Here is a 25,921-nt window from a genome sequence, read left to right as displayed (position 1 = left end):
GACGCCCTTGCGTTTCGCTAGTCCTTCACCACCATCAGGTTGGACAGGGGACTCGCACCCCCAAGCTGTTGTGCATGCTCGGCGCACCAAAAAAATGCCCGCCATGAAGGCGGGCAAAGTCGCTGCGCTCGTTCTTTGCGTCGTAACGGACGTCCTCCCGCGACGTCCGCCTGGCGACGAATCCCTTATTCGACGTGCTCGCCGTGCAGCGTGACGTCGAGACCTTCGCGTTCCTGTTCTTCCGTGACGCGCAGACCCATGGTCATGTCGATGATCTTCAGCAACACGAAGCTGACGACGCCGCTGTAGACCAGCGTGACGAGCACGCCCTTCGCCTGCACCAGCACGCTGCCGTCGAAACCGCCGATGTCCTTCACCGCGAACACGCCCGTCAGCAGCGCGCCGATGATCCCGCCCACGCCGTGCACGCCGAACGCGTCGAGCGAATCGTCGTAGTTGAACTTGTGCTTGAGCCACGTCGCCGACCAGAAGCAGACCACGCCCGCGACGATGCCGATCACGATCGCGCCCGTCACGCCGACGAAGCCCGAAGCCGGCGTCACCGCCACCAGACCCGCGACCGCGCCCGAGATGATGCCGAGCACCGACGGCTTGCCCTTCGTGATCCACTCCGCGAACATCCAGCCGAAAGCGGCGAAGGCGGTGGCGATCTGCGTCGTGAGCATCGCGAAGCCGGCACGGCCGTCAGCCGCGACTGCCGAACCCGCGTTGAAGCCGAACCAGCCCACCCACAGCATCGATGCGCCGATCAGCGAGAGCACGAGGTTGTGCGGGGCCATCACTTCACGGCCGTAACCGACGCGCTTGCCGAGCACCAGACAGCACATCAGGCCCGCGATACCGGCGTTGATGTGAACCACCGTGCCGCCCGCGAAGTCGAGCACGCCAGCCGTTGCGAGCCAGCCGGTCGGTTCCCAGACCATGTGCGCGACCGGCGAGTAGACGATCAGCGACCACAACGCCATGAACACGAGCATCGCCGAGAACTTCATGCGGTCAGCGAATGCGCCGGTGATGAGCGCCGGAGTGATGATCGCGAACGTCAGCTGGAACGCGAAGTAGACCGACTCCGGAATAGTCGTGGCGAGGTGGCTCACGGTGAGCGTGGTCGCCTTGTCGCCCTTGATGTAGGCCATGCCGTGCAGGAACACGCGCGAGAAGCCGCCGAGGAACGACCCGCCCGGCGTGAACGCGATGCTGTACCCGACGACGGTCCAGAGAATCGTCACGAGACAGCAGATCGCGAAGCTCTGCATCGCCGTGGCGAGCACGTTCTTCTTGCGCACCATGCCCGCGTAGAAGAGCGCGAGACCCGGGACCGTCATGAACAGCACGAGGGCGACCGAGGTCAGCATCCAGGCGGTGTCGCCCGAGCTGATCTTGGAGGAATCGACCATGACCGGTTCGGTCGGCGCGGCGGGCGCGGCATCGGATGCGCCCGATGCTGCCGCCGCAGCCGACGCGGCATCGGCGGACGACGCCATCGCCGTGTTGGCGGAGGCCGGTGCACTTGCGGCGGTATCGGACGACGCGGGTGCCGAGGCAGCGGCCGGAGCGGACGCATCCTGGGCGAGAGCGGTGCCGACATTCGCGCCGACCAGCGCGCCCGCCACCAACAGTGACATCAAAAAGTTACGCATTCTTCTGGTTCCTCTTATCGCCAATTTCTTGTTAGAGCGCGTCGGCGCCGGTCTCGCCGGTGCGGATGCGAATGACCTGTTCAATCGCGGTGACGAAGATCTTTCCGTCACCGATCTTTCCCGTACGCGCGGCGCGCTCGACGGCTTCGATCGCCTGATCGACGATGTCGTCCGAAACGGCCGCCTCGATCTTCACTTTCGGCAGGAAGTCGACGACATACTCCGCGCCCCGATAGAGCTCGGTGTGCCCTTTCTGTCGACCGAAGCCTTTCACCTCGGTCACCGTGATGCCCGAGACGCCGATGGCCGACAACGCTTCACGCGCTTCGTCCAGCTTGAACGGCTTGATGATTGCGGTAATGAGCTTCATGTGTCCCTCGCTGTGGTGTGCTGATCCTTCGATGCCTTCTAGAGCGGGATGCGCTGGGTGCTACCGCGACGTCTGCCCTGCCGGGCCGCTCAGAGAAGCGTGCAGAAAAGGTCCGCGCCAGTTATGCAACTCGTATGCCAAGCGAGTGTTCATGGGGGATTCCGGCGGTTTACGGAAACCTTCCGTCGCGGGGTATGCCGAACGGCCAACGTGCGCCGCACGTGCTGGCGCCGGGGTGTGTTCGTTGCTAGAGTGGTCTCGAGGTCCCGCAAAAAGGGGCATGGGCGGACAACGCGAGTGAGCGGCAGCGCTAAAATCGCGGCGCCTCAACGGTGCTCCGGGCATGCCGGCACACTCGGCGGCACGCACCAAGATCGAACATTCGATAATTCGGGGCACTGACCTAACAATGAATGCACTTTTTTAGTGCAAGAAGGGAGAAACGATGAAGCAGCCCAACGACGTTTTTAATGATCTGCAGCAGAAGATGAGCGATCTGTTCAAGAATTCGCCCGCGAAAGACGTCGAAAAAAACATGAAGGCGATGCTCTCGCAGGGGTTCTCGAAGCTGGATCTCGTGACGCGCGAGGAATTCGACACCCAGACGCAAGTGCTCGTGCGCACGCGCGCACGCCTGGAGGAACTCGAGAAGCGCGTCGCGCAACTGGAGCAGCGTCTCGCGGGCGGAAGCCCCAGCACCGCGCAGGACTAAGCGACAGCCTTATCGCATACCTCGGCTAGCGAGCCGTGAGTCTCCAGTTTTATTGCCGGCGCGGTTGAAGCGCCGTTTCAGGTGAAATCATGTCGCTTGCCGTGGTACGCAGTCGCGCGCCCGCTCCTGGGCGCGCGCCCGAAGTTGTCGTCGAAGTCCATCTCGCAAACGGGTTGCCGTCGTTTTCCATCGTCGGACTACCCGATCTCGAAGTCCGCGAAAGCCGCGAGCGCGTGCGCGCCGCGCTTCAGAACTGCGGTTTCGACTTTCCCGTCCGCAGGATCACCGTCAATCTCGCACCCGCCGATCTGCCGAAGGAAAGCGGTCGCTTCGATCTGCCGATCGCGCTCGGCATTCTCGCCGCGAGCGGCCAGATTCCGGCGGAATCGCTTGAGCATCGCGAGTTCGCCGGCGAGCTGTCGCTGACCGGCGCGCTGCGTCCGATGCGCGGCGCCTTCGCGATGGTCTGCGGCGCGGCGCGTCATTACGCATCGATGCGCGCTCCGGACACGCGCATTCCGGAAATCTACGTGCCGCTCGCGAGCGCGGCGGAGGCGGCGCTGGTGCCGGGCATCGAAGTCTTCGGCGCGGCGGATTTGCCGACGCTCTGCGCGCACCTGAACGATGTCCCCGATGCGCGACTCAGACCGATTCACGCCGCACCGCTTTCCCCGACAAATACGCCAGCCGCCGATCTCGCCGACGTGATCGGTCATCCCGCTGCGCGCCGTGCACTCGAAGTAGCGGCGGCGGGCGGGCATCACCTGTTGATGGTCGGGCCGCCCGGCGCGGGCAAATCGATGCTCGCCGCGCGCCTGCCGGGCCTGCTTCCGCCGATGAACGATGACGAAGCACTCACCTCTGCGGCAATCCTCTCGGCGAGTTCGATCGGCTTCACGCCCGAACAGTGGCGGCGGCGGCCATTTCGCGCGCCGCATCACTCGTCGAGCGCGGCCGCGCTCGTCGGCGGGCGCAATCCGCCGCAGCCGGGCGAGATTACGCTCGCGCATCTCGGCGTTTTGTTTCTCGACGAATTTCCCGAGTTCGATCGCAAGGTGCTGGAAACCCTGCGCGAACCGCTCGAAGTCGGGCAGATCACGATTTCGCGCGCCGCGCAGCAGGCGGATTTTCCGGCGGCCTGCCAGCTCGTCGCCGCGATGAATCCGTGTCCGTGCGGCTGGCGCGGCGATCCGAGCGGACGTTGCCGCTGCTCGCCCGATGTCGCCGCGCGCTATCTGCGCAAATTGTCGGGTCCGCTGATGGACCGCATCGATATTCAGATCGAACTGCCGGCGCTGTCGCCCGCCGAGTTGTCGGCGCGTGTCGTGGAGCGCGGCGAGTCGAGTGCCAGCGTCGCGGCGCGTGTCGCGGCAGCGCGCAACATCCAGATGCAGCGTCAGGGCAAGATCAACCGCGATCTCGATGGCCGCGAAGCCGACGAAGTCTGCCGCCCCGATTCCGCGGGCGAAACGTTGCTGCGCGCAGCGGGCGAGCGTTTCGGCTGGTCGGCGCGGGCGTACTACCGCGTGCTCAAAGTCGTGCGGACGATCGCCGATCTCGCCCGCGCCGATACGCCCGATGCGTCGCATGTCGCCGAAGCGGTTCAGTATCGGCGCCTGCTGTCGGTCGCGTGATGCCAGCACGGGCGGACGCTGGCCCACGCCCTGCTAGTGGAAAAGCGCTTGTCAAGACTTGACTTATGCACACTGAGGCGATCCGGGGCACTTTTTCATCCGATCAAACCCCTGTTTTCAGTTGATTTTGCAGACCATTGATTTTATTAAATTATTTAACTTGCCACGAACAAAGGCAAAGTAAGGTAAACCGTATGAATTGGGCTTTTGCGCGCCACCGCACGCTCTTTTCCACAATGTTATCCACAGACATTGTGGATAGCGGAAAAAGTCCATACGAATCCGTGAATTAGCGCGTAAACTTACGAAGGAACTTAGCTTCTTTCCGCGGCACTAAGGCCCTCTTAAATCAGTACCTGCAGAATTTCGAGGCCTTCCTCTAAAAGAGTTTGAAGGACGTGAAGAACTGATCCGCCTGCTCCCGTGGCGGCGCTTTGTCCGACACAATCGCCAGTTGATAGACATGCGCGCCGCGCGCGACGAATCTCGCCTGGATCGTCCGCGATTCGCGCCTCTCCCCGCCTTCGCCCTTCACTTCCATCTCGCTTCCCAGCACGCGCCCACCGGCGGCGAGCTCGATTTGCGTCGCGCGCGCGGCGGGCTGCGCGTTGACGTTGCGCGCGAGCCCTTGCTGAAGGAAATCGAGCGTGGCGCGCTGCAATTGCGGATCGGCGCTCGGCAGTACCACCGTGCCGACCGCGAACACGGCATCGCCGGCTTCGGCGGTTTGCATGCGCATCGTCATCGGCTGGCCGGCGATTTCGATCTTGCGCTCATCCGAACGCGGCTTTGCGGGCAACGTCACTTCGTAGCCGTCGTCGTTGTTCATCACGGTGCGCCAGTCGTATGACGGCGTGCATGCGAGCAGCGCGCCGCATGCGACAGATGCGCACACCAGTTTGCTCGTCGAGGCAATGTTCGGAAGAAAGCGCACAGTCGCGCGATGCAGGAGGGACGGAAACACGGAGAAAACTCGTTTCATGAGGAACCACTGCGTGAAAACCATCATTATCGCGCTGCAATGCCGGGCTTATCGGCGTGTCATGAAGCCATCCCGAAATTGGCGCTAAAATACGCAGCAGTCTCCATCCCGGCGGTGCCCGCCGTTTGCGGGAGAGCAACACGAGGTTCGACATGTCCCAATCCACGCAAGACACATCCACGCGCGCCAAGAGCCCGCTGCGCTACATCGTGATGGCGCTCGTCGCGGGCGTGATCGCCTGCACCGGGTATTTCGCCTTCGGCGGCCAGCAAAAGGTGCCGGACGCGACCTTCACGCTGCTTTCGGGACAGAAGATTTCCACATCCGGCGATCTCAAGGGCAAGGTCTATCTCGTCAACTTCTGGGCGACGAGCTGCGAGACCTGCATGAAAGAAATGCCGCAGATGATCGACACGTACAACAAGTTCAAGGGCCGTGGCCTGGAATTCGTCGCGGTCGCGATGAACTACGACGCGCCGATGTACGTCAGCAACTACGCGCAGACGCGCAACCTGCCGTTCAAGGTCGCGATGGACGACGGCAGCGCCGCCAAGCAGTTCGGCAACGTGCAACTGACGCCGACGACCTTCGTCATCGACAAGAACGGCAAGATTTTGAAGCGCTATGTCGGCGAGCCGACGTTCGCGGAACTGGATCAGTTGCTCGACAAGGCGCTGGGTTCGGCTTAAACACGCCCGACGCAAGACGAAAGATAAAGGCCCGCTGGCTAAAACCAGCGGGCCTTTTTTATCGCTCCGACGAATCGCCTTTCACGACGATTCCGTATCGTTTGATCTTCTCGTACAGCGTCGCCTTGCCGAGCTGCAGCCGATCCGCCGCCACGGCGACCGCGCCGCCGCAGTGCTCCAGCGCTTCCGCGATCACCGCGCGCTCGAACTGCTCGGTGCGTTCCTTGAGCGATTGCGTCGAGATATCGAGCAAGGCCGCGCCGCCGTCGTCGAGAATGCCGAGCACCATGCGATCCGCCGCGTTGCGCAGCTCGCGCACGTTGCCGGGCCAGTCGCGCTGCATCAAATCCGCTCGCTGACGATCCGTGATGAGCGGCGCGGGCCGCTCGTAGCGCACGGCTGCATCGAGCAGAAAATGTTCGAAAAGCGGAACGATGTCTTCGCGGCGTTCGTTGAGCGGCGGCAGCGTGATCGTCACGACATTCAGCCGATACAGCAGGTCGCGGCGGAACGTGCCATCGGCGACGTGTTCGTTCATGTCGCCCTTCGCGGCCGCGACGACGCGCAGATTCGCGCGCACCGGCTGATTCGAGCCGAGCCGCTCCAGCACGCCGTCCTGCAGCACGCGCAGCAGTTTCACCTGCAACGAGAGCGGCATGCTCTCGATTTCATCGAGAAAAAGCGTGCCGCCCGACGCGTGTTCCAGCTTGCCGACGCGCCGCTTCTGCGCGCCGGTAAACGCGCCCGCCTCGTAGCCGAACATCTCCGATTCGAACATCTGCTCCGGCAGCGCCCCGCAATTCACCGCGATGAACGGCTTGTCGCGACGCGGCGACATTTCGTGCAGGCTGCGCGCGATCAGCTCCTTGCCCGCGCCCGTATCGCCGTTGATGAGCACGGAAGCATCCGTCGGCGCGATATTCGCGATCAGCCGCCGCACCTGCTCGATCGCCGGACTGCGCCCGATGATGCGACTTTGGCCCGCCAGCTCCCGCCGCAGCGCCTGGTTTTCAAGCACCAGCGATCGGCGCTCCAGCGCGCGGCGCACGGCTTCGATCAAACGCTCGGACGCGAACGGCTTTTCGATGAAGTCATACGCGCCGTCGCGCATCGCCTGCACGGCCATCGAGATATCGCCGTGACCGGTGACGAGGATCACCGGCACTTCGGGCGCGCGCTCGCGACACTGCGCGAGCAGATCGAGACCGCTCGCGCCGGGCAAACGAATATCGCTCACGATCACGCCGGGGAAACTCGCGTCGATCGCGCGCGCGGCGGATTCGACGCTGCCGTGGCCGGTCACGTCGAAACCCGCGAGTTGCAGGGTTTGGACGCTCGCGCGGCGCACGAGTTCGTCGTCTTCGATGAAGATCACCTGCAAACCGGTGCTCATTGTCTTGTCTCGATTCAATGTTTCGAATGCTACGCGCGACGCAGCGTCAGTACGAATTCTGCGCCGTACGATCCGTCCGCGTCGGCCTGTGTGCCGCCTTCGGGTCCGTCCGCGACGATCGGCGCCTCGCGATTGCGCGCGAGCAGCGTGCCGCCGTAATCGCGTGCGATCGCCGATGAAATCGCGAGCCCGAGGCCCAGGCCCTGCCCCATTTCCTTCGTCGTGAAGAACGGCTCGAAAAGACGCGGCAACGCGTCGGCGGGTATGCCGGGGCCGTTGTCGCGCACGACGAGTTCGATCGTGTCCGCGAACACATTCAGTTCGATGACGATGCGCGGCTTGTCGCACGACGCGACCGCGTCGAGCGCGTTGCCGATCAGATTGATGAACACCTGTTCGAGCCGTAAATCCTCGCAACGCACGAACACGGGCGCGCTGCCTTCCACAAGTTCGGGCGCGATATCGACGACGACATTCTTCATGCGCGGCCGCAGCATCGAGAACACTTGGCGCAGCGCCCGCGCGACGTCCGCGCGCGCGTTCTTCGGCCGCGCCTTCGTGACGAAGAGCTTCAACTGATTCGTGATGTTGCCCATGCGCTCGGTCAGCGATGCGATCGCTTCGAGATTCTCGCGCGCCGCCGCCTGATCGCCACGATCGATCAGCACGCGCGTGTTGTCGGAGAAACTGCGCAACGCGGCGAGCGGCTGATTGAGTTCGTGCGTGATGCCCGCCGCCATCTGCCCGAGCGCGGCGAGCTTGCTGGCCTGAATGAGCTCGTCGTGCGCGGCGCGCAAATCCTGCTCCGCGCGCGTGCGCTCGTTGACCTCTTTCGTCAGTTGCGCGTTCGCTTCGGACAGATCTGCCGTGCGCTCCGCGACACGCTGATTCAACTCGGCGTACGCGGTCTGCAGCAACTCGCGGCTGCGGATCATTTCGCGCACGCGCGCGCGGCGCATGCGCCAGTAGAACGCGAGCAGACACAGCGACACGAACACGAGCGCCGTGACGATGACCGCGTTCTGAGCGGCGCTTTCGACGGGATCGAGCGCGGCCATCGTGATCAGTTGCCAGTCGGGCTCGCCGATCGAACGATGCGTCGCGAGATACGCCGGCGCCTTGCGCCCACCGCCGACACGCACGATCTGCGCGCCGCCTTCGAGCGTCTTCACGACGGTCATCGGCAGCGGCGTGATGGCTTGCTGCGCGTACTGGCGCGTCGCATAGACCGAAGCCTCGATGTTCTGCGGCAGCGGCCGCACCGTGTGATATTTCCACGCCGGCACCGACGAGAGAAAGATCACGCCGTGATCGTCCGTGACGATGAGCGGCTCGGACGCATCGGCGCCTTGCAGCCATTCGAGATTGAGCTTCACCACCGCGACGCCGATGATCTCGCGCGTGCCTTCGCGATAGACCGGCTGCGAGATGTAATAACCCGGTTCGATCGAGATCGTCCCGATGCCGAAGAAGCGGCCGACGCCGCCTTTCATCGCATCGATGAAATACGGCCGGAAGTTATAGTCCACGCCGACAAAGCTGTCCGCCGCGTTCCAGTTGCTCGCGGCGACGCTGATGCCGTTCGAGCGGACCAGATACGTGACCGTGGCATGCGCGCGTGCGTTGAGATCTTCGAGATAGCGGTTCGCGCGCTCGACGTTGGCTTTATCGGGATGATCGAGTGCGTTCTGGACGACAGGATGCCGCGACAGCAGATACGGCAGATATTCGTAGCGGTCGAGCGTGCTCTTGAGCGTGTTCGTCGTGCGATCGACGCGCGCGGCGGCATTGAGCCTCAGTTCGTCGATGCCGTTTTGCCACGCGAGATGCCACGTGAGCGCGCAGCACGCCACGAGCGCGGCGCACAGCGCGAAAAACACGAGGATGCGACGCGTCACGTGAGCAGAATCCCGCGAGTGAGGATCTGTCATTGTGGCATACGCGCCTTCTGGATAAGGCTTCGAGAACGAGCCAGCAAGCGAACGCGGCGAAGCGCTCGTGGATCGAGGCTTCGCCGCGTTCATGATGAACTCGCGCTCAGACCGTTTCGGCTTCGTTGCGGTCGGTCACGTCGACTTCGCGTGACAGCGCCGCCTTCAGCTTGCTGCGGTCGAGTTCCTTCTCCCACGCCGACACGACGACCGTCGCCACGCCGTTACCGACGATGTTCGTCAGCGCGCGGCATTCCGACATGAAGCGGTCGATGCCGAGAATCAGCACCATGCCCGCGAGCGGAATGGTCGGCACGACGGCGAGCGTCGCCGCCAGCGTGATGAAGCCCGCGCCGGTCACGCCGCTCGCGCCCTTCGACGTGAGCATCGTCACCGCGAGCAGCGTCAACTGCTGGCCCCACGTGAGATCGGTGTTGGTTGCCTGGGCGATGAACAGCACGGCCATCGTCATGTAGATGTTGGTGCCGTCGAGGTTGAACGAATAACCGGTCGGCACGACGAGACCCACGACCGAGCGCGAGCAGCCGAGCTTTTCGAGCTTGAGCATCAGTTGCGGCAGCGCCGCTTCCGACGACGACGTGCCGAGCACGATCAGCATTTCTTCCTTGATGTACGCGACGAACTTCAGGATGCTGAAGCCGACCATGCGCGCGATCGCGCCGAGCACGAAGACGACGAAGATGATCGACGTCAGATAGAACGTGCCGACGAGCTTGAGCATCGGCAGCAGCGAGCCGATGCCGTACTTGCCGATGGTGAACGCCATCGCGCCGAACGCACCGATCGGCGCGAGCTTCGTGATGATGCCGACCATGCCGAACAGGATGCTCGAGAGCCCTTCGATGAAATTCGTCACGACCTTGCCGCGCTCGCCGATGTGCGCGAGCACCGAGCCGAACAGGAGCGCGATCAGCAGGATCTGGAGGATTTCGCCCTGCGCGAACGCCGACACCAGCGTGTCCGGGATGATGTGCATGAAGAAGTCGACCGTGCTCTGGCCGTGCGCCTTCGTCGCGAAGGAGTCGACGGCCTTGTGGTCGAGCGTGGCCGGATCGACGTTGAAGCCGACGCCGGGCTTCAGGATGTGCGTCGCGGCGAGACCGAGGATCAGCGCGAACGTCGACACGATTTCGAAGTACAGAAGCGCCTTGCCGCCGACGCGCCCGACCTTCTTCATGTCTTCCATGCCCGCGATACCGGTGACGACGGTACAGAAGATGATCGGCCCGATCACCATCTTGATGAGCTTGATGAAGCCGTCGCCGAGCGGCTTCATGTCGGTGGCGAGAGCGGGATAGAAGTGCCCGAGCGCGATGCCGATGATGATGGCCACGATCACCTGCACGTACAGGACTTTATGGATAGGTTTTTTCACGATGGTTCCAGGCAATAACAAGCGATTGGCGGAGGGATAGCCAGCGGCGAGCTTGGACGTGGAGAAGCTTTCTGAGGTGCGCGGATGAATCTGTGGGATGCGCACGCCGAATCGCGCCGCGTAAGCGAAAAGCCGCTTCGTCGACGGACTCAGGGACGTTTGGATGCGAGAGGGTTCATCTGTTTGTCTCCTTGACTTTTATGGGCGGCTCATGGGCCGTGCCGTTTATATTGCAAGGGCGATGCCAGGCTTTACTCTTTTTAAGCCGTTGATTTTCTAGGGTATTTCTTAACGCATGAGCATGCGCAATCCGGGATTCTGGAAATCCGGAATACGGGTGTCCGATGATCTGGACGGCTTCAACGTTCGTTCAATCATAAAAAAACCCACGGCGGTCCGTGGGTTTTTCTTATCAGGCAGAGCCAAAAGCGCTCAAACCACGCCCGCGCCGTGCGCCTGCAGATCCGCGTGATAGCTCGAACGCACCATCGCGCCGACCGCCGCGTGCGTGAAGCCCATCTTGTACGCCTCTTCCTCGTACATCTTGAACGTATCCGGATGCACATAGGCCCGCACCGGCAGATGGTGCTCCGACGGTTGCAGATATTGACCGATCGTCAGCATATCCACATCGTGTGCGCGCAGATCGCGCATCACCTGAAGGATTTCCTCTTCCGTTTCGCCCAGACCGACCATCAGGCCCGATTTCGTCGCGACTTCCGGATGCAGCGCCTTGAAGTCCTTCAGAAGCTTCAGCGAATGGTGATAGTCCGAGCCCGGACGCGCTTCCTTGTAGAGGCGCGGCACCGTTTCGAGATTGTGATTCATCACGTCGGGCGGCGCGGCGGTCAGAATGCCGATCGCACGATCCAGACGGCCACGGAAGTCCGGCGTCAGAATTTCGATGCGCGTTTCCGGCGAATGCTCGCGAACCTGCCTGATGCACTCGACGAAGTGCCCCGCGCCGCCATCGCGCAGATCATCGCGATCGACGGACGTGATCACCACGTACTTCAGCTTCAGCGCGCCGATGGTGCGCGCGAGATTCAGCGGCTCGTCCGCGTCGAGCGGATCGGGGCGGCCGTGGCCGACGTCGCAGAACGGGCAGCGGCGCGTGCACTTGTCGCCCATGATCATGAACGTCGCGGTGCCTTTGCCGAAGCATTCGCCGATGTTCGGGCAGCTCGCTTCCTCGCACACCGTATGCAGGTTGTGCTCGCGCAGGATGTGCTTGATTTCGTTGAAGCGCGAGTTGCCCGTCGCCGTGCGCACGCGGATCCAATCCGGCTTCTTCAGCTTCTCGATCGGGATGACCTTGATCGGAATGCGCGACGTCTTCGCTTGTGCCTTCTGCTTCGCAGTGGCGTCGTAGGCGGTGGGCGACGAAGCAGAAGCGGCGGTATCGCCGGCCAGGTTTGCGGTTGCGTCAGTCATTCGGTCGATCCGGTTGTTGCGGCGGAAGTTGCGGGGAGGCCGCCGATTTGAAGTGCCAGCCGTTCGGCGAGCACGAGAGCTACGTCGCGCCAGTCGGCCGCGACGCCGAGCGTCGCCATGTCGACCGTTTCGAGTCCCGCGTAGCCGCACGGGTTGATTGCGAGGAACGGCTGCAAGTCCATGCTCACATTGAGGCTCACGCCGTGATAGCTGCAGCCGTTGCGAATCTTGAGTCCGAGCGCGGCGATCTTCGCGCCTTCATGGAACTCGTGCGAACGAACGTTCGCGCCTCGTTCGGCCTGCCGCGCCGATGGCCGCGCCACATAAATGCCCGGCGCGCCGGCCTTGCGGTCGGTCGCGAGATTATACGTCGCGAGTGTTTCGATCACGGCCTCTTCGATACGCCGCACCAGCTCGCGCACCATCAGTTTTCGGCGACGCAGATCGATCAGCAGATAAGCGACGATCTGCCCCGGCCCGTGATACGTGATTTGTCCGCCGCGATCCACCTTGACGAGCGGAATGCCGCTTTGAGCGAGCAGAAGATGTGCGGGATCGCCCGCGAGACCGAGCGTGAAGACGGGCGGATGCTCGACGAGCCAGATTTCGTCCTGCGTTTCGGGCGTGCGGGCGTCGGTGAAGGCGCGCATCGCGTCGAAGCTCTGGCCGTACGGCTCGAGGCCGCGCCAGCGCAACGCGACCGGAAACTCACCGGAACGGAGCACGGTGTCGGGCGCGTCGTCGAATTCTTGTGGGACTGCGAGCGAAGTGGCGGACATGGTGCCGGTAGTTTACCGAAATAGCTCCATGCCCGCCGATGGTGAATTCGCATGCCTTCGATGGCAAATGCGAATACTTGACTCAGACGGTGCGCCATCCGGCGCGGAACCGCTGTGCCAGACGCTCGATGCGCGTCGAAACCCAATGCATCGCACGTTCGTCGCAGCGCGGTAGGATCGTGAAGACGACATAAGCCGGACGGTCGCCCTCGACGGAAAGCCAGAGCCGCTCGCGTTCGCGCAACTTGAGGTTGTCTCCGGGGACGAGCCAGTAATCTTCGATGTCGTTGCTGCGCGTCGCCCAGACTGCGCTGCCGTGGACTGTGAGACGCGTACCGCGTGCGATGCGCATCGGCACGGTTTCGCCGGGCTTGATTTCGAAGGTGACGCTTGTTGATATTTCTCGCATGATCGACTCCGCCAAGGGAACGTTTCGATGACTACAATCCTAGGCGTGGCAAGGCATCAGGCAAAACGATCAATTTTCACTGCTATGTGAGCTGTATTGACAACGACAACGCCGACAATCCACATGGACCTTCGACAGCTTCCCGCCCTGAACGCGCTGCGCGCCTTCGAGGCCGCCGCCCGACACGAGAGCTTTTCCCGCGCCGCCGACGAGCTTTTCGTCACGCACGGCGCGGTCAGTCATCAGATCCGCGCGCTGGAGGCCGAACTCGGCGTGTCGCTCTTCGCGCGCGACGGCAAACGCGTGCGTCTCACCGACCGCGGCAGGCAATACGCCGCGGAGGTGCGCGCGGCGCTCGTCGCATTGGCCGAATCGACGCGGCGCATCCGTTCGGGCGATCGCGACCGCCGGCTGATCGTCTCGATGCTGTCGTCGTTTTCAGCGCGGTGGTTGACGACGCGCGTGGGCCGGTTCATTGAAAAGCATCCGGAAATCGATCTCGAATTGCTTTCGACGAACGCGCTCACCGACTTCAACCGCGACGACGTGGATGTCGCGATCCGCTTCGGTTTTGGCAAGTACGCGGGCCTGCACTCGGAGGAACTGCTCGACGAAGTGTTCTTCCCCGCCTGTGCGCCGAATTTTCGCGGCGGCGAGTTGCCGCGGACACCGCGCGATCTCGCGAACCTGCCGCTGTTGCGCTCGGAAGATGAACGTTGGCGCCCGTGGTTCGACGCGGCCGGGCTCACCGATATCGAGGAACCGAGGCGCGGCGTTCTGTATGAGGATTCGTCGAATCTTCTGCAGGCGGCCATCGACGGTCAGGGCATCGCGCTCGTGCGCCGCTCGCTCTCGATGCAGGAAATCGGTGCGGGACGGCTCGTGCGGCTGTTCAATATCGACGGCCCGAGCCCGTGGAAGTACTACTTCGTGTGCCCGGCGGCGCTGCTTCAGACGAAGCGCGTGCAGGCATTCAGGGAATGGGTTTTCGAGGAGGCCGAGCAGTTCAGGCTACTTTACGAGCGTACGCCGGCGGTGTGCGACGCGCCGGCGGGCAAGATCAAAGCACTACCTTGACCATCGGATGACCGGTGAGCGCGCGATAGATGTCGTCGAGATGCGGGCGATTCTGCGCGCGCACGGTGCAGGTGAGCCCCGTGTAGTTGCCGCCGGAAGACGGACGCGCTTCGACACGCGATGCGTCGAAGTCCTTGTCGAACTCCTTGAGCAGACTGACGATCGTGTCGTGAAATTCCGGATGCGTCTTGCCCATCACCTTGATCGGGAAATCGCAGGGAAAGTCGAACAGCTCGTCGGCGCTGTGCGCGGCGGAATCGGTCGGATCGGTGGATTGTTGCTTGTCGGTCATGGCTTTCTCCTTCACTTCGCGCTTCATTTGGCTCGCGCGGCCTCTTCCGCGAACTCGCGCGCCTTGGCCCGCTGGTAAGCGTCGTAGAGTGCAGCATAGATCGGACCGGGCCGGCCGTCGCCGACGCTTTTTCCGTCGAGCGTGGTGATCGGCATGACTTCCTTGGTCGCGGAGCTGATCATGATTTCGTCGGCCGAACGCAATTCGGCTTCGGCGATGTCGCGCTCCTCGAACGGAATGCCCGCCTCGCGCGCCAGTTCCTCGATCAGCCCGTAGCGGATGCCTTCGAGAATACGCGGTCCGCGCGGCGCGCCCAGCAAGGTGCCGCCCTTCACAATCCACACATTTGAGGACGAACCTTCGGTAAGCAAGCCGTCGCGCAACTGGATGGTTTCGAGCGCGTCGTTTTCGGCGGCGTGCTGCGCCATCAGCACGTTGCCAAGCAGCGATACCGATTTGATGTCGCAATGCAGCCAGCGCTTGTCTTCGGCGGTCACGGCCACCGCGCCGCGCGCACGATCCGCCATGCTCGGAAACACGAGCTGGCCGAGCATGACGAACACGGTCGGCACGATGCCCGCCGGAAATGCGTGCCCGCGCCGCTTCGCGACACCGCGCGTGACCTGAATGTAGACGAGCGCGTCGCCGGTACCGGCGTTTTCGCTGATGACGCGATCGATCAACGCGCGCCAGCCGGCATCGTCGAAAGGATTGTCGATGCGGATCTTGCCAAGACTGCGATTCAGCCGCGCGAGATGCTGTTTGAGCCGGAACGGCAGGCGAGCGCCATCGGCTTGCGCGTAGAGCGGCACGACTTCATACACGCCGTCGCCGAAAATGAACCCGCGATCGAGCACGGGAATGCGCGCTTCGGAAAGCGGCCCCCACTCACCGTTCAGATAAACCGTGGGATCGAAGACTTCGGCTTGGCTCATCGGGACCGCTCCTTTCTCAACCTGTCGTTCAACTTCGCTTACGTCGATTACTTGCGCTTTTGCCACCAGAGCAGCGCCGAATCCCACAGGCGGCCGAAGACGCCCGCTTCCGGCACGTCCTGCAACGCGACGAGCGGGAACTGCGCGACTTCCTTGCCGTCGGCCATCATCTTGACGGAGCCGATCTGCTGGCCCTTCTTGATCGGCGCGACGAGCAGGTCGTTGTGCGTGACGGTCGGCTTGACCTTCTCGCCCAGACCCTTCGGCACGGTGATGTACTGGTCCGTCATGACGCCAGCCTGCACGGCGTCGGCGGCGCCCTTGTACACGCGCGGCGAGTCGATCACCTGATTCGCCTTGTACAGGCGCAGCGCGTCGTATGCGGTGTAGCCGTAGTTCAGCATCTTCAGGCTGTCCTGCACGCGGTTGTGCTCTTTCGGCTCGCCCATCATCACGGCGACGAGACGGCGGCTCGCATCGGGCACGCCGACGAGCGAGCGCTTCGCGGTCGCGATCAGGCAGTAGCCCGCAGCCTTCGTGTGGCCGGTCTTGAGGCCATCGACGGTCGGATCGAGCCACAGCAGGCGGTTGCGGTTCGGCTGCTTGATCTTGTTGTACGTGAATTCCTTCACCGAGAAGATGCTGTAGTACTCGGGGAAGTCGCGCACGAGGCGCGTGGACAGCACGGCGAGATCGCCGGCGGTCGTGTAGTGCTGCGGATCGGGCATGCCGTTCACGTCGGCGAAATTCGTGTTCTTCATGCCGATGCGCTTCGCCGCCGCGTTCATCAGCTGCACGAAGTTGCTTTCGCTGCCGCCGACGAGTTCCGCGAGCGCGATGGCCGCGTCGTTGCCCGACTGCACGATCATGCCGTAGACGAGATCGTGCACGGTGACCGGCTTGTTCGCCTCGATGAACATGCGCGACTCGTCCGTCCGCACGCGGCGCACGGCCTCGCTCGGCATGACGGTCTGATCCATGTTGATCTTCTTCGCCTTCAGCGCATCGAAAACGAGATACGCGGTCATCAGCTTCGTGAGCGATGCAGGCTCGACGCGCTCATCGGGATTGCCCGATGCGAGCACCTGATTGCTGGTGGCATCGACGAGCACCCACGAGCGCGCGGTCACCTCGGGCGGCGCGACTTGCGCGAAGGCGCTCGCGGCGGCCAGCACGGCGGGCAGCACGAGTGCGGCTTTGATGGTTCGATGATGAACGATGGAAACAGAAGGAAAAGACAGGCCGGCAGGGACAAAGCGCATAGGATCGATCGGCGGAAAAAGCAGGCTGCGACGAGGACGATCGGGGATCGGATGATCGGCGAAGCACGGGTTGAACAGGCTGACCGTCGCTGTTGATCGGGCTTATCGCCAGGACAGCGGCACGCGCGGCGCCGCGGCGAAGAGCGCTCGTTCGACAGACGGACGCGAAAACGGTTCTCGGAAGCCGGCGTTTCGATGACTGCGAGAAATTCGGCGGCATCGCACGGCCGGAAACAGCGAAAAAATTCTGCGCCATTATACGCGCGGCCCGCTTCCGTTTTCCTTCGAATCTGCGCTGTTGCTGCGGGTTTTAACGTTTTTCAGGCTGCGCCTAGCCGCTTTTGCCGGTCACGAAACGATGCGCGCCCAATGCCCTTCAGGCACCTTGCGACACTCGTCCGATGACGAAAAGCTCAGCGCCACGCGTCGACGATCACGCGCTTGAGAATATGCAGCTTGCGGTGAAAGAAGTGCTCGCCGCCCGGTATCACGACGACGGGCAATTCCTGCGGCCGCGCCCAGTCGTAGACGGATTGAATCGGCACGGTTTCATCGACTTCGCCGTGAATCACGAGCGTGGTGTCGGGCACAGGCGCGACTTCCCAGCGGCTCGCCGCCGTGCCGACGAACACCATGCGCTCGATTTCCTTCCCCGCTTCGAGCATGCGCCTCGCGACGTGCGACAGCACGAACGTGCCGAATGAAAATCCCGCGAGCACGATCGGCACGTCGGCCTGGCCGGGTTGCGCGCGCATGTGGTCGATCAGCGCGAGCAGATCGTCCTGCTCGCCGATGCCGTTGTCATGCTCGCCTGCCGTCGCGCCGACGCCGCGAAAATTCGAGCGATACGTCACGTAGCCGAGCTGGACCATGGTGCGCGCGAGCGTCTGCGCGACCTTGTTGTCCATCGTGCCGCCGAAGAGCGGATGCGGATGCGCGACGAGCGCGATGCCGCGCGCGGGCTGGCTATTGGCATCGGTGCGATCGAGCGCACATTCGATCTTGCCGACCGGCCCGTCGATCAGGAATTTTTCGGTTTGCGCGTTCATGGCTGCCGTTATGCGGGTTGATCGATGAGAAGACGTTCGACGATCTTGCCGTTGGCCAGATGCGACTCCACGATTTCGTCGATGTCGGTTTCATCGACATACGTGTACCACGTGCCTTCCGGATACACGACCACGACCGGCCCGAGTTCGCAGCGGTCCAGACACCCGGCCTTGTTGATGCGCACCTTGCCTTCGCCCGCGAGGCCGAGTTGCTTCACGCGCTTTTTCGCGTGCTCCTGCATGGCCTGCGCGTTGCAGTTCGCGCAACTCGGGCGCGGCGCATCGGCATCGCGCTGGTTCAGGCAAAAGAACACGTGGTACTTGTAGAAGGAATCCATGAGCGTGGGCGATGAGAGTGTCGGTCGATTATAGCGAGCGATGTTCGTGCCCGCCGCGTCACACCGGCCGGTTCGCCTTGCGCGCGCGACGCCGCGCGAGCCACGCGCGCTCCGCCGCGGACGCGAGCCAGCCGAGCGCCGCATACGGCCATACCCACGCGAGCCAGTGCGCGAGTCCGTTGAAATGCAGATAGCGTCCCTGCCGCCAGTCGGCGAGCACGATGTCGAAATACGGATTCACCGGCAGCAGATTGACGATCGCGAGCGAAACGACGAGCGCCGCGCCCGCGAGCGCCGCCCGCAGTCCGCGCGGCAGCGATACCGACAGCACGCCCGCCGTGATCGCGATGCCGATGCCTTCGAGTGCGCCGTCCGTCGCCCAGTCGAAGGTCAGGCCCGCGCGCGATTGCAGGAACGTCGCGCCCGCTTTCGCAAAGAGCGTGATCGCGACGAGACCGAGCATCAGCCGGATACGCGGCGCGCGATGGCGTGTGAGAAGCGTCACGAGCACGAGCGCCGCGAACAGGCTCGTCGATGTGATCAGCGCTTCCCACGCGTCGTCGGGCAGCAGCGCGCCGATCCGGTCCGGCCAGCTTTCGACGTCCCATGCGGCGGGCGTCCAAGCGAGGATCGCGTCCTGCATCGCCGGGTCGAGCTCGTCCCATAGCACACGCGGCAAGTCGCCGCCGCCGAAGAGATACGGCGCGGGGAACATCGCCGCGAACGGCCACAGCGCCGACAGTCCGATGACATACGCCGCGTCGCGCTCGAACCACGTGAAGCGGATGCGTCGCAGGAGGCCGCGGTCGAGCAGCGCGCTCGTCGCGGGCGCGATCAGCACGCCGCCGACCAGCGCGCCGAATGCGTTGGCGGCGAGATCGAGATTCGAAGCGACGCGCGTCGGCAAATACGTCTGGATGGCTTCCATCGTGCCGGAAAGCAACGCGCCGCCGACGAGCGCCGCGCCCACCGCGAGCGTGCCGCGCACACGCGGATAGAGCGCGAGCACGATCAGCGAACCGAGCGGCATGTAGCCGAGCACGTTCGTGACGACATCGAAGACGGTCAGATACCGCGGCAGCGGATCGGCGAGGTACGCGAGCGGGCTCAGGCCCAGCGAGCGCCAGCCGGAAAAAGGATAGAGCGAACCGTAGACCACCAGCACCGCGTACGCGGCGAGCGCCTGCCGGGAAAACGCCGACGGGCGGCGCTGCCATTGCTTGATCGTCATGAGCCGCCCGGACGCCTCCGTGCTGGGCGGATGGTGAAACTACCGAAGGTCATCGCGAAGCGGAAAGGGGTTGCGCGGCAAGCCACGCGGAAAGTTGCGCGATCACATCGTCCGATGCGGCCGCGAGCGCCCGCGCGCCGCCGGATGCGTCGGCGCTCGGCGCGGGCGCGCTCGCGGCGAAACTGCGCTGGCCGATCACGCGGCCTTGCTGCGTGAGCGTCGCGCGCACGGACACGAGGCCGTGGCTTTGTTCGGGCGCGTCGAAGACCTGCTCGAAGCTCGTCAGCTCGACTTCGAGCAGCGGCACGGCGCGCACCGGATCGGCGCCCGACAGGATCGGGCCGCGCGCCGCGAGCGCATCGCGCAGCCGCTGCGTGAGAAGCTGCCCGGGCGGCATCGTCCAGTGGCTGTCCGAATAGTTGCCGGTGCGCTGCGCATCGACGTAGCTCAGCCGATACGCGAAAGAGTCAGTTTCCAGACTGCGCGGCGCGCCCACCGCGAGCACCTTCACCGGCGGCATCGGCAGGCTGTTGGCCGTCGCGTCGAAGGCAGGCGGCGCGCCGAGGTCGTAATGCGCGTTCGGCATCGCGGTCGGCGTCGATCCGCAAGCCGCGAGCAGCGTGACGCAAGCGAGCGCGAACGCCGCGACTGCTCCTTTCATGTCGATGTCTGCCATGTCGTTTTCTCGATCAATGCGCTGCTTTCGCGGGCCACGTGAAGCCCGGCTCGCCCGGTCCCGGCTCCTTTTGCGGCGCGCCGAAGAGCACGCTGCGCGGATTGGTGCTGAAGGCGTCGGCGGCGCGATCGACAGAACGCGCCGCCGCGCTCACGTCGTCGCCGAACGAATAGAAGCGCGGCAACGCCTCGAAGCCGACGCGCGCCGTCACGAAGCGCAGCGACTCGTTCATGTCCGCGAGCGCCGCGCCCGCTTCCTCGGCGGCCTTGCCCGCCTTGTTCAGATTGGCGACGAACGGACCATCCGGACGATTCAGGTTCTGCACGAACTGGTTGGTCGAGGCGAGCGTGGTATTGAGCTGCTTGAGCGTCTGCGGCAACTGGGCCACGGCGGGCTGGACCTGACCCGCGAGCGCCGTGATGCTGTCCGCCGCGCCCTGCAGGCTTTTCGTCGTGGCCATGAGCTGATCGCGCACGTCGTCGGAAAGGAATTTGTCGGCGTCCTCGGACAGGCGCTCGAACTTCTTCAGGATCACGTCTCCGCGCTGCTGCAACTGTTCGAAGAGGCCGGCGCGCATCGGCACTTCGGCGACATGCTGCGGCGACGAATCGAGCGGCGAGGTGTCCTTGCCGGTGTCGTCGAGCTGCACGAACGCGATGCCCGTCACGCCCTGAAAACCGAGCGTCGCGAAGGTCGAGTGCGTCATCGGCGCGTTCTTGTCGACGAGAATGCGGATACGGATCTGGCCCGGATGGTCCTTGTCGAAGCGGATCGATTGCACCTTGCCGACGCCCAGACCGCGATAACGCACGGCCGCGTCCGTGAAGAGCCCGGTCACGTTGGTCCGCGCGATCAGGTCGTAAGGCACGCGCACGGTACGGTCCACGTTGAAGAAGAACACGGCGAACGCGATGGCCAGCACGAGGACGATCGTGAAGAGACCGGTCCAGAACGCGTGTGATTTGTTTTCCATCGGCAGGTTCCTTTGACTTCGCGGCGGCGTCGGTGAGGCGTCGTTCGGCTATTTGTTGACGGCGATCGGCGCGTCCTCGAGCGCGGCCGGCGGCAGTTTCGCGCGGCGCTGGGGCGGCAGCGCCTGCAGCGCGCGACGCCCCCGCCGTCCAAGAAAATACTCGCGGATGAACGGATGATCCACCGCGCACGCTTCCTCCACCGGCGCCGCGACGAGCACGCGCCGTTCCGCGAGCACGGCGACGCGCGTCGAGAGCGCGACCATCGTATCGAGATCGTGCGTGACGAGAACGACGGTCAGCCCGAGCGCGCGATGCAGCGTCGCGATCAGATCGACGAACTCGTCCGATGCCTTCGGATCGAGGCCGGCGGTCGGTTCGTCGAGAAACAGCAGTTCGGGCTCGAGCGCGATCGCCCGCGCGATGCCCACGCGCTTCACCATCCCGCCCGACAGCGCCGACGGCATCTTGCTCGCGTGCTTGCACGACAGCCCGACCATCTCGAGCTTCAACATCACGAATTCGCGGATCAGGTCCTCGGGAATCTTGCCGAGTTCGCGAAACGGCTGCGCGATGTTGTCGTACACGGTCAGCGACGAGAACAGCGCGCCCTGCTGGAACATCATGCCGGAGCGCGTGCGCAGCATTTTCGCCGTTTCCTCGTCCATCTGCGCCCATTCCTCGCCGAGCACGCGGATGGTGCCCGATGTCGGCGATTCCAGCCCGAGCATCTGCCGCACGAGCGTGGTCTTGCCCGAGCCCGATCCGCCGAGCAGCGCGACGATCTCGCCGCGCCGCACATCCAGATTCAGATGCTCGTGGATCACCGTGCGCCCGTAGCGCTTGGTGAGATCGCGCACCTCGATCACCGGTTCCGCGATGACGGGCGGCGGCTGATGGCGAACGGCTGTGGCGAGCGTGGTCGACATGGCGGTCAGAGTCCGACGTTCTGAAACAGGATCGCGAACACGGCGTCCGCGAGAATCACGATGGTGATCGATGTCACGACCGATGTCGTCGTGCCTTCGCCGAGACTCTGCGAATTCGCCTTGATGCGGAAACCGAAGTGACACGCGGCGAGCGCGATCAGCATGCCGAACACGACGCCCTTGCCGAGCCCGATCCACAGATTCGCGATCGGCACGACCGACGGCAGCGAGCGGACGAAGAAGTTCATGTCGATCGACAGCACGAGCTTCGCCGCCAGCGCGCCGCCCGTCAACGCGATGATGTTGGTCCACATGACGAGCAGCGGCATCGCGATACCGAGCGCGATCACGCGCGGCAGCACGAGCCGCAGGCCGTGCGGGATGCCCATGACCTGCATCGCGTCCAGTTCTTCCGTGACGCGCATCACGCCGATCTGCGCGGTGATCGCGGAACCCGAACGCCCGGCGACGAGAATCGCGGAGAGCACCGGTCCGAGCTCGCGGATCACCGAAAGCCCGAGAATGTTGACGATGTACTGGTTCGCGCCGAACGCCTGCAACTGCTGCGCGGACAGATAGCTCAGCACGATGCCGATCAGAAACGCGACGAGCGCGGTGATCGCGAGCGCCTGCGCGCCGGCGCTGTAGATATTGGCGGAGATTTCCGTCCACGGAATGCGCTGCGGACGGCGCACGAGTCCGACGAGATCGAGCACGAAGGCGCCGAACATCGCGAGGCCGCCGTAGAGGTGATCGAAGAAATCGAAGATGAGCTGGCCGAGGCGCGTGACGGGATCGACGCGATCGACGGGCTCGGGTTCCTCGCGCTCGGCATCGAGCAGCGCGACGCGCTCGAAGATTTCGCGCTGGGTATCGGACAGCGCGATGGTCGCGGGCATCTTGCGGCCCCAGACGCGCCACAGCGCCTGACCGCCGACGTGATCGAGCCGCTCGATCGACAGCAGATCCCACTGGCCGATCGCCTCGCGCCCGATGGCGCGCAGCCGCCGCGTGACGCCGCTCTTCGCGCGGTCGCGGGCGAGCGCGAGCGCGGTCCACTGGCCCGAGAGCCGGACCACCTTGCCCTGCTGACCGGCTTCCACTCTTAGGCGCGGCGGCGTGTCGAAGTCCAAGGATCGATGGCGCGGTGAGACGCGGTTAAACGGGAGAGGACATTGTAGCGAAGTGTGTCGCGGGGGCGAGGGGATGATCTCGCGCCGCGAAAGTCCGAAATCGGCGTCACACCTTACAAGGCGAGGTTTCAGCCAGCGAAAAACCCGCATAGCGCCGCTACAATATCCGCCATGAACTCAACTCCCTTCGCCCCCGACGCGCCCTGGCGCATCGACCGAACCCGGCTCGCGACGCTCGCCGAGCGGCCCGCCCGCGACTGGACCATCGATATCGTCGACGAAACGGGCTCGACGAACGCCGACGTGATGGAGCAGTTGCGCGCCTCGCGTCGTGGCAGCACGCCAGCGCCGCTCGCCCGCGTCGCGTATTCGCAGACCGCGGGGCGCGGACGGCGCGGCCGTGCGTGGCTCGCCGAACCGGGCAATGCGCTGCTGATGTCGGTGGGCTGCGTGCTGAAGCGGCCGATCGAAGGGCTGTCGGGTCTGAGTCTCGCTGTCGGCACCGCCGTGCTCGACGCGCTCGCGCATCTGCCGCTCTCGCCATCCGCGCGCCCCGCGCTGAAATGGCCGAACGACGTCCTGCTCGACGACGGCAAGCTCGCCGGCATCCTGATCGAAACCGCGTGGAATACGCCGAACGCGACGGCGGTTGTGATCGGCATCGGTGTGAATCTGCATGGCGCGGAGCAACTGGCCGCTCAGGTCGACGATGCCAACCGCCAGGCCACGCCGTCCGCGCCGGGCACCACGCCCGCTGCGCTCGCGCGCGCATGGCCCGACGCCAATCTCACCGACACGCTCGCCGCGCTCCTCAACGCGCTCGACGCGGCGCTGCCGCGTTTCGAAACTGAAGGCTTCCGGCCGTTCCGCCAGCGCTGGCTCGACGCGCACGCGTGGGCCGGACGCGAAGTCGTGCTGATGGATCAAGGCATGGAAGTGACGCGCGGGATCGCATCGGGTGTCGACGAAAGCGGCCAGTTGCTGATCGACGCGCCCGAGGGCCCGCGCACGGTCACGACCGGCGAACTCACGCTGCGGCTCGCGCGGGAGCGTCCGTGAGCGAAGCGCCGCATCTGCTCATCGATGCGGGCAACAGCCGCATCAAGTGGTCGCTTGTCGATGAAACCGGTGCGTCGCTGTCGAACGGCGCGTTCGAGCACGCGCATCATTCGACCGCCGCCGATGACGCCGCGCTCGATGCCTGGTCCGGGTTGCCCACGCCTTCGAGCGCCTGGATTTCGAACGTCGCGGGCACGCCGGTGCAGAACCGCATCCAGCGTCTGATCGACGCGCGCTGGCCGACGCTGCCGCGCACCGTCGTGCGCGCGCGTGCCGAGCAGTGCGGCGTGATCAACACTTACGCAGACCCGACGCGCCTCGGCAGCGATCGCTGGGCCGGCATGATCGCCGCGCGGGCGGCCTATCCGGGCGAGCATCTGCTGGTCGCGACTTTCGGCACGGCGACGACGCTCGAAGCATTGCGCGCCGACGGCGTCTTCACGGGCGGCCTGATCGCGCCCGGCTGGTCGCTGATGATGGAATCGCTCGGCAGCCACACCGCGCAATTACCGACGCTCGACGCCGCATCGGCGCGCGAGGCGCTGAATCAGACACGCAGTCTCTTCGCCACCGACACCGCAGCCGCGCTCTCGTCCGGATGCCTGCTCGCGCAGGCGGCGCTGATCGAACGCGCGTGGCGCGACCTGAAAGCAGACTGGCACGCCGATGTCCGGCTCGTGCTCGGCGGCGGCGCGGCAAATGAAATCGCGGGCGCACTCGACGTGCCGTACACGCGACACGATTCCCTCGTGCTGTCCGGCCTCGCGCTCATCGCGCGCGACGCGACGGCGCGCCAGTCGTCTGACTGACCGATTCGATTGATGGACGGAGCAAAAGAATGCTGCGCTGGCTGATCGCCCTTCTGATTCTCGGCAACCTGCTGATGTTCGCGGTCATGCGCGGCATGTTCGGCCCGCTTCCCGCCGCGGGCGCGCGCGAGCCGCATCATCTGTTGCAGCAGGTTCATCCCGAAGCGCTCGCTACGCGACCGCTGAGCCCCGAAGAAGCGTTCGATCAGCCGCGCGTCGGCGGACCGGCGCCTGCCGCCAACGTGCAGTCCGCGCCGCTTGGGCAATAATCCCGCGAGCGCGAATCAGGACTGCGCGCGGACCTTTTTGAGCAGCGCGGTCGTCGATCGATCGTGCTCGAACGCGATGGCGAGCGCCTTGCCGCCCCAGCCGCGCACCAGCGCCGATTCGGCCAGCTTGTCCATGTCGTAGTCGCCGCCCTTCACGAGGACGTCGGGGCGCAACGCATCGATCAACTCCAGCGGCGTGGTTTCCTCGAACTTTACGACCCAGTCGACGCTTTCCAGCGCCGCGAGCAGCGCCATGCGATCGTCTTCGCGATTGATCGGCCGATCGTCGCCCTTGCCGAGCGTGCGCACGGACGCATCGCTGTTTACGCCGACGATGAGCGTCGCACCGAGCGCTTTCGCATCGGCGAGATAGCTCACGTGACCGCGATGAAGAATGTCGAAGACGCCGTTGGTAAACACGACGGGACCGGCAAGGGCCGGACGGCGCGCGGCGAGCGCTTCGCGCGTGATGATCTTGCGTTCGAAAATGGCGGACATGTC

The 25,921-nt window shown here is 64.4% G+C and carries 27 protein-coding genes; 7 read left to right on the top strand and 20 right to left on the bottom strand.

Features of this window, described 5'->3' with window-relative positions; all coding sequences use genetic code 11:
- Positions 1-185: 185 nt before the first annotated feature.
- Positions 186-1,661, bottom strand: a complete 1,476-nt coding sequence (locus PQR08_RS18245) for an ammonium transporter (RefSeq protein WP_238209624.1) — start codon at positions 1,659-1,661, stop codon at positions 186-188.
- Between the two features lie 31 nt (positions 1,662-1,692).
- Complete coding sequence (locus PQR08_RS18240; RefSeq protein WP_014190273.1) at positions 1,693-2,031, bottom strand: P-II family nitrogen regulator; 339 nt, start codon at positions 2,029-2,031, stop codon at positions 1,693-1,695.
- A 445-nt stretch (positions 2,032-2,476) separates the two neighbouring features.
- Here PQR08_RS18240 and PQR08_RS18235 point away from each other — a divergent pair, with 445 nt between their 5' ends.
- On the top strand, positions 2,477-2,743 hold the full coding sequence (locus PQR08_RS18235; protein WP_408162053.1) for an accessory factor UbiK family protein: 267 nt from the start codon (positions 2,477-2,479) through the stop codon (positions 2,741-2,743).
- 89 nt (positions 2,744-2,832) lie between these two features.
- Positions 2,833-4,377, top strand: coding sequence for a YifB family Mg chelatase-like AAA ATPase (locus tag PQR08_RS18230; RefSeq protein WP_408162051.1), 1,545 nt, complete (start codon positions 2,833-2,835; stop codon positions 4,375-4,377).
- 379 nt (positions 4,378-4,756) lie between these two features.
- On the opposite strand, the gene PQR08_RS18225 is transcribed toward PQR08_RS18230, so the two are convergent.
- Positions 4,757-5,359, bottom strand: a complete 603-nt coding sequence (locus PQR08_RS18225; protein ID WP_408162049.1) for a hypothetical protein — start codon at positions 5,357-5,359, stop codon at positions 4,757-4,759.
- A gap of 152 nt (positions 5,360-5,511) precedes the next feature.
- Between PQR08_RS18225 and PQR08_RS18220 the strand changes: the two genes are divergently transcribed.
- Positions 5,512-6,048: a peroxiredoxin family protein gene (locus PQR08_RS18220; RefSeq protein WP_061116845.1), complete on the top strand. Its 537-nt coding sequence runs from the start codon at positions 5,512-5,514 to the stop codon at positions 6,046-6,048.
- A gap of 58 nt (positions 6,049-6,106) precedes the next feature.
- Here the strand turns inward: PQR08_RS18220 and PQR08_RS18215 are convergent, their stop codons facing one another.
- The 6 genes from PQR08_RS18215 to PQR08_RS18190 form a co-directional block, all read right to left on the bottom strand.
- A complete protein-coding gene (locus PQR08_RS18215) occupies positions 6,107-7,441 on the bottom strand; it encodes a sigma-54-dependent transcriptional regulator (protein WP_250482966.1) in 1,335 nt (444 codons plus the stop codon).
- A gap of 29 nt (positions 7,442-7,470) precedes the next feature.
- Positions 7,471-9,465 (bottom strand): sensor histidine kinase, encoded by a 1,995-nt coding sequence (locus PQR08_RS18210; RefSeq protein WP_408162047.1) that lies wholly within the window; start codon positions 9,463-9,465, stop codon positions 7,471-7,473.
- Positions 9,466-9,478: 13 nt separating this feature from the next.
- A complete protein-coding gene (locus PQR08_RS18205) occupies positions 9,479-10,768 on the bottom strand; it encodes a dicarboxylate/amino acid:cation symporter (protein ID WP_408162045.1) in 1,290 nt (429 codons plus the stop codon).
- Positions 10,769-11,200: 432 nt separating this feature from the next.
- On the bottom strand, positions 11,201-12,202 hold the full coding sequence (gene lipA / locus PQR08_RS18200; RefSeq protein WP_187608686.1) for a lipoyl synthase: 1,002 nt from the start codon (positions 12,200-12,202) through the stop codon (positions 11,201-11,203).
- Positions 12,199-12,981: a lipoyl(octanoyl) transferase LipB gene (lipB, locus tag PQR08_RS18195; protein WP_408162043.1), complete on the bottom strand. Its 783-nt coding sequence runs from the start codon at positions 12,979-12,981 to the stop codon at positions 12,199-12,201. Before lipB ends, lipA begins: the two co-directional genes overlap by 4 nt.
- An 82-nt stretch (positions 12,982-13,063) precedes the next feature.
- Positions 13,064-13,390, bottom strand: coding sequence for a DUF2917 domain-containing protein (locus tag PQR08_RS18190; RefSeq protein ID WP_238209614.1), 327 nt, complete (start codon positions 13,388-13,390; stop codon positions 13,064-13,066).
- A 123-nt stretch (positions 13,391-13,513) separates the two neighbouring features.
- Between PQR08_RS18190 and PQR08_RS18185 the strand changes: the two genes are divergently transcribed.
- Positions 13,514-14,467: a transcriptional regulator GcvA gene (locus tag PQR08_RS18185; RefSeq protein ID WP_250482962.1), complete on the top strand. Its 954-nt coding sequence runs from the start codon at positions 13,514-13,516 to the stop codon at positions 14,465-14,467.
- Here PQR08_RS18185 and PQR08_RS18180 read toward each other — a convergent pair.
- The 10 genes from PQR08_RS18180 to PQR08_RS18135 all read right to left on the bottom strand — a co-directional run bounded on the left by PQR08_RS18180 (position 14,451) and on the right by PQR08_RS18135 (position 23,283).
- The gene (locus tag PQR08_RS18180; RefSeq protein WP_187608689.1) at positions 14,451-14,759 is read right to left on the bottom strand and encodes a DUF493 family protein; all 309 of its coding nucleotides are present in this window, start codon (positions 14,757-14,759) and stop codon (positions 14,451-14,453) included. The two genes, PQR08_RS18185 and PQR08_RS18180, sit on opposite strands and share 17 nt — an antisense overlap.
- A gap of 23 nt (positions 14,760-14,782) precedes the next feature.
- Positions 14,783-15,694, bottom strand: coding sequence for a D-amino acid aminotransferase (locus PQR08_RS18175; RefSeq protein WP_408162040.1), 912 nt, complete (start codon positions 15,692-15,694; stop codon positions 14,783-14,785).
- A 47-nt stretch (positions 15,695-15,741) separates the two neighbouring features.
- Positions 15,742-16,956, bottom strand: a complete 1,215-nt coding sequence (locus PQR08_RS18170) for a D-alanyl-D-alanine carboxypeptidase family protein (protein WP_408162038.1) — start codon at positions 16,954-16,956, stop codon at positions 15,742-15,744.
- Positions 16,957-17,369: 413 nt separating this feature from the next.
- Entirely contained in the window at positions 17,370-18,005 is a 636-nt protein-coding gene (locus tag PQR08_RS18165; RefSeq protein WP_187608692.1) for an alpha/beta hydrolase, read from the bottom strand.
- Positions 18,006-18,013: 8 nt separating this feature from the next.
- Positions 18,014-18,343, bottom strand: coding sequence for a (2Fe-2S) ferredoxin domain-containing protein (locus PQR08_RS18160; RefSeq protein ID WP_035497506.1), 330 nt, complete (start codon positions 18,341-18,343; stop codon positions 18,014-18,016).
- A gap of 58 nt (positions 18,344-18,401) precedes the next feature.
- Positions 18,402-19,574: a VanZ family protein gene (locus PQR08_RS18155; protein ID WP_187608693.1), complete on the bottom strand. Its 1,173-nt coding sequence runs from the start codon at positions 19,572-19,574 to the stop codon at positions 18,402-18,404.
- A 49-nt stretch (positions 19,575-19,623) separates the two neighbouring features.
- A complete protein-coding gene (locus tag PQR08_RS18150; protein WP_238209610.1) occupies positions 19,624-20,250 on the bottom strand; it encodes an ABC-type transport auxiliary lipoprotein family protein in 627 nt (208 codons plus the stop codon).
- Positions 20,251-20,263: 13 nt separating this feature from the next.
- Positions 20,264-21,223, bottom strand: a complete 960-nt coding sequence (locus tag PQR08_RS18145; protein WP_408162035.1) for an MlaD family protein — start codon at positions 21,221-21,223, stop codon at positions 20,264-20,266.
- 48 nt (positions 21,224-21,271) lie between these two features.
- Positions 21,272-22,150: an ABC transporter ATP-binding protein gene (locus PQR08_RS18140; protein WP_408162033.1), complete on the bottom strand. Its 879-nt coding sequence runs from the start codon at positions 22,148-22,150 to the stop codon at positions 21,272-21,274.
- Positions 22,151-22,155: 5 nt separating this feature from the next.
- Complete coding sequence (locus PQR08_RS18135; protein ID WP_408162031.1) at positions 22,156-23,283, bottom strand: MlaE family ABC transporter permease; 1,128 nt, start codon at positions 23,281-23,283, stop codon at positions 22,156-22,158.
- A 171-nt stretch (positions 23,284-23,454) separates the two neighbouring features.
- Here PQR08_RS18135 and PQR08_RS18130 point away from each other — a divergent pair, with 171 nt between their 5' ends.
- From PQR08_RS18130 to PQR08_RS18120, 3 genes are read left to right on the top strand one after another with little or no spacing between them, the layout of a single operon-like run.
- A complete protein-coding gene (locus tag PQR08_RS18130) occupies positions 23,455-24,342 on the top strand; it encodes a biotin--[acetyl-CoA-carboxylase] ligase (RefSeq protein ID WP_408162029.1) in 888 nt (295 codons plus the stop codon).
- Positions 24,339-25,151: a type III pantothenate kinase gene (locus PQR08_RS18125; protein WP_408162027.1), complete on the top strand. Its 813-nt coding sequence runs from the start codon at positions 24,339-24,341 to the stop codon at positions 25,149-25,151. Before PQR08_RS18130 ends, PQR08_RS18125 begins: the two co-directional genes overlap by 4 nt.
- 29 nt (positions 25,152-25,180) lie before the next feature.
- A complete protein-coding gene (locus tag PQR08_RS18120) occupies positions 25,181-25,420 on the top strand; it encodes a hypothetical protein (protein ID WP_035497494.1) in 240 nt (79 codons plus the stop codon).
- Between the two features lie 15 nt (positions 25,421-25,435).
- On the opposite strand, the gene rfaE2 is transcribed toward PQR08_RS18120, so the two are convergent.
- Complete coding sequence (gene rfaE2 / locus PQR08_RS18115) at positions 25,436-25,918, bottom strand: D-glycero-beta-D-manno-heptose 1-phosphate adenylyltransferase (RefSeq protein WP_408162025.1); 483 nt, start codon at positions 25,916-25,918, stop codon at positions 25,436-25,438.
- Between the last annotated feature and the right edge of the window lie 3 nt (positions 25,919-25,921).

The sequence above is a fragment of the Caballeronia jiangsuensis genome (assembly GCF_046030135.1).
Lineage (GTDB): Bacteria > Pseudomonadota > Gammaproteobacteria > Burkholderiales > Burkholderiaceae > Caballeronia > Caballeronia jiangsuensis.
This window is presented reverse-complemented; position numbering and strand designations above follow the sequence as displayed.

What these genes read in the sequence shown, in the direction of transcription:
- PQR08_RS18180 (WP_187608689.1), bottom strand. Translation starts at nt 14,759, where the DNA reads ATGACCGACAAGCAACAATCCACCGATCCGACCGATTCCGCCGCGCAC.
- PQR08_RS18140 (WP_408162033.1), bottom strand. Translation starts at nt 22,150, where the DNA reads ATGTCGACCACGCTCGCCACAGCCGTTCGCCATCAGCCGCCGCCCGTC.
- PQR08_RS18220 (WP_061116845.1), top strand. Translation starts at nt 5,512, where the DNA reads ATGTCCCAATCCACGCAAGACACATCCACGCGCGCCAAGAGCCCGCTG.
- PQR08_RS18155 (WP_187608693.1), bottom strand. Translation starts at nt 19,574, where the DNA reads ATGACGATCAAGCAATGGCAGCGCCGCCCGTCGGCGTTTTCCCGGCAG.
- PQR08_RS18130 (WP_408162029.1), top strand. Translation starts at nt 23,455, where the DNA reads ATGAACTCAACTCCCTTCGCCCCCGACGCGCCCTGGCGCATCGACCGA.
- PQR08_RS18245 (WP_238209624.1), bottom strand. Translation starts at nt 1,661, where the DNA reads ATGCGTAACTTTTTGATGTCACTGTTGGTGGCGGGCGCGCTGGTCGGC.
- PQR08_RS18120 (WP_035497494.1), top strand. Translation starts at nt 25,181, where the DNA reads ATGCTGCGCTGGCTGATCGCCCTTCTGATTCTCGGCAACCTGCTGATG.
- PQR08_RS18160 (WP_035497506.1), bottom strand. Translation starts at nt 18,343, where the DNA reads ATGGATTCCTTCTACAAGTACCACGTGTTCTTTTGCCTGAACCAGCGC.
- PQR08_RS18185 (WP_250482962.1), top strand. Translation starts at nt 13,514, where the DNA reads ATGGACCTTCGACAGCTTCCCGCCCTGAACGCGCTGCGCGCCTTCGAG.
- PQR08_RS18190 (WP_238209614.1), bottom strand. Translation starts at nt 13,390, where the DNA reads ATGCGAGAAATATCAACAAGCGTCACCTTCGAAATCAAGCCCGGCGAA.
- PQR08_RS18175 (WP_408162040.1), bottom strand. Translation starts at nt 15,694, where the DNA reads ATGAGCCAAGCCGAAGTCTTCGATCCCACGGTTTATCTGAACGGTGAG.
- PQR08_RS18240 (WP_014190273.1), bottom strand. Translation starts at nt 2,031, where the DNA reads ATGAAGCTCATTACCGCAATCATCAAGCCGTTCAAGCTGGACGAAGCG.
- PQR08_RS18145 (WP_408162035.1), bottom strand. Translation starts at nt 21,223, where the DNA reads ATGGAAAACAAATCACACGCGTTCTGGACCGGTCTCTTCACGATCGTC.
- PQR08_RS18165 (WP_187608692.1), bottom strand. Translation starts at nt 18,005, where the DNA reads ATGAACGCGCAAACCGAAAAATTCCTGATCGACGGGCCGGTCGGCAAG.
- PQR08_RS18170 (WP_408162038.1), bottom strand. Translation starts at nt 16,956, where the DNA reads ATGCGCTTTGTCCCTGCCGGCCTGTCTTTTCCTTCTGTTTCCATCGTT.
- PQR08_RS18225 (WP_408162049.1), bottom strand. Translation starts at nt 5,359, where the DNA reads ATGAAACGAGTTTTCTCCGTGTTTCCGTCCCTCCTGCATCGCGCGACT.
- PQR08_RS18150 (WP_238209610.1), bottom strand. Translation starts at nt 20,250, where the DNA reads ATGGCAGACATCGACATGAAAGGAGCAGTCGCGGCGTTCGCGCTCGCT.
- lipA (WP_187608686.1), bottom strand. Translation starts at nt 12,202, where the DNA reads ATGACTGACGCAACCGCAAACCTGGCCGGCGATACCGCCGCTTCTGCT.
- PQR08_RS18215 (WP_250482966.1), bottom strand. Translation starts at nt 7,441, where the DNA reads ATGAGCACCGGTTTGCAGGTGATCTTCATCGAAGACGACGAACTCGTG.
- PQR08_RS18230 (WP_408162051.1), top strand. Translation starts at nt 2,833, where the DNA reads ATGTCGCTTGCCGTGGTACGCAGTCGCGCGCCCGCTCCTGGGCGCGCG.
- PQR08_RS18210 (WP_408162047.1), bottom strand. Translation starts at nt 9,465, where the DNA reads ATGAACGCGGCGAAGCCTCGATCCACGAGCGCTTCGCCGCGTTCGCTT.
- rfaE2 (WP_408162025.1), bottom strand. Translation starts at nt 25,918, where the DNA reads ATGTCCGCCATTTTCGAACGCAAGATCATCACGCGCGAAGCGCTCGCC.
- lipB (WP_408162043.1), bottom strand. Translation starts at nt 12,981, where the DNA reads ATGTCCGCCACTTCGCTCGCAGTCCCACAAGAATTCGACGACGCGCCC.
- PQR08_RS18235 (WP_408162053.1), top strand. Translation starts at nt 2,477, where the DNA reads ATGAAGCAGCCCAACGACGTTTTTAATGATCTGCAGCAGAAGATGAGC.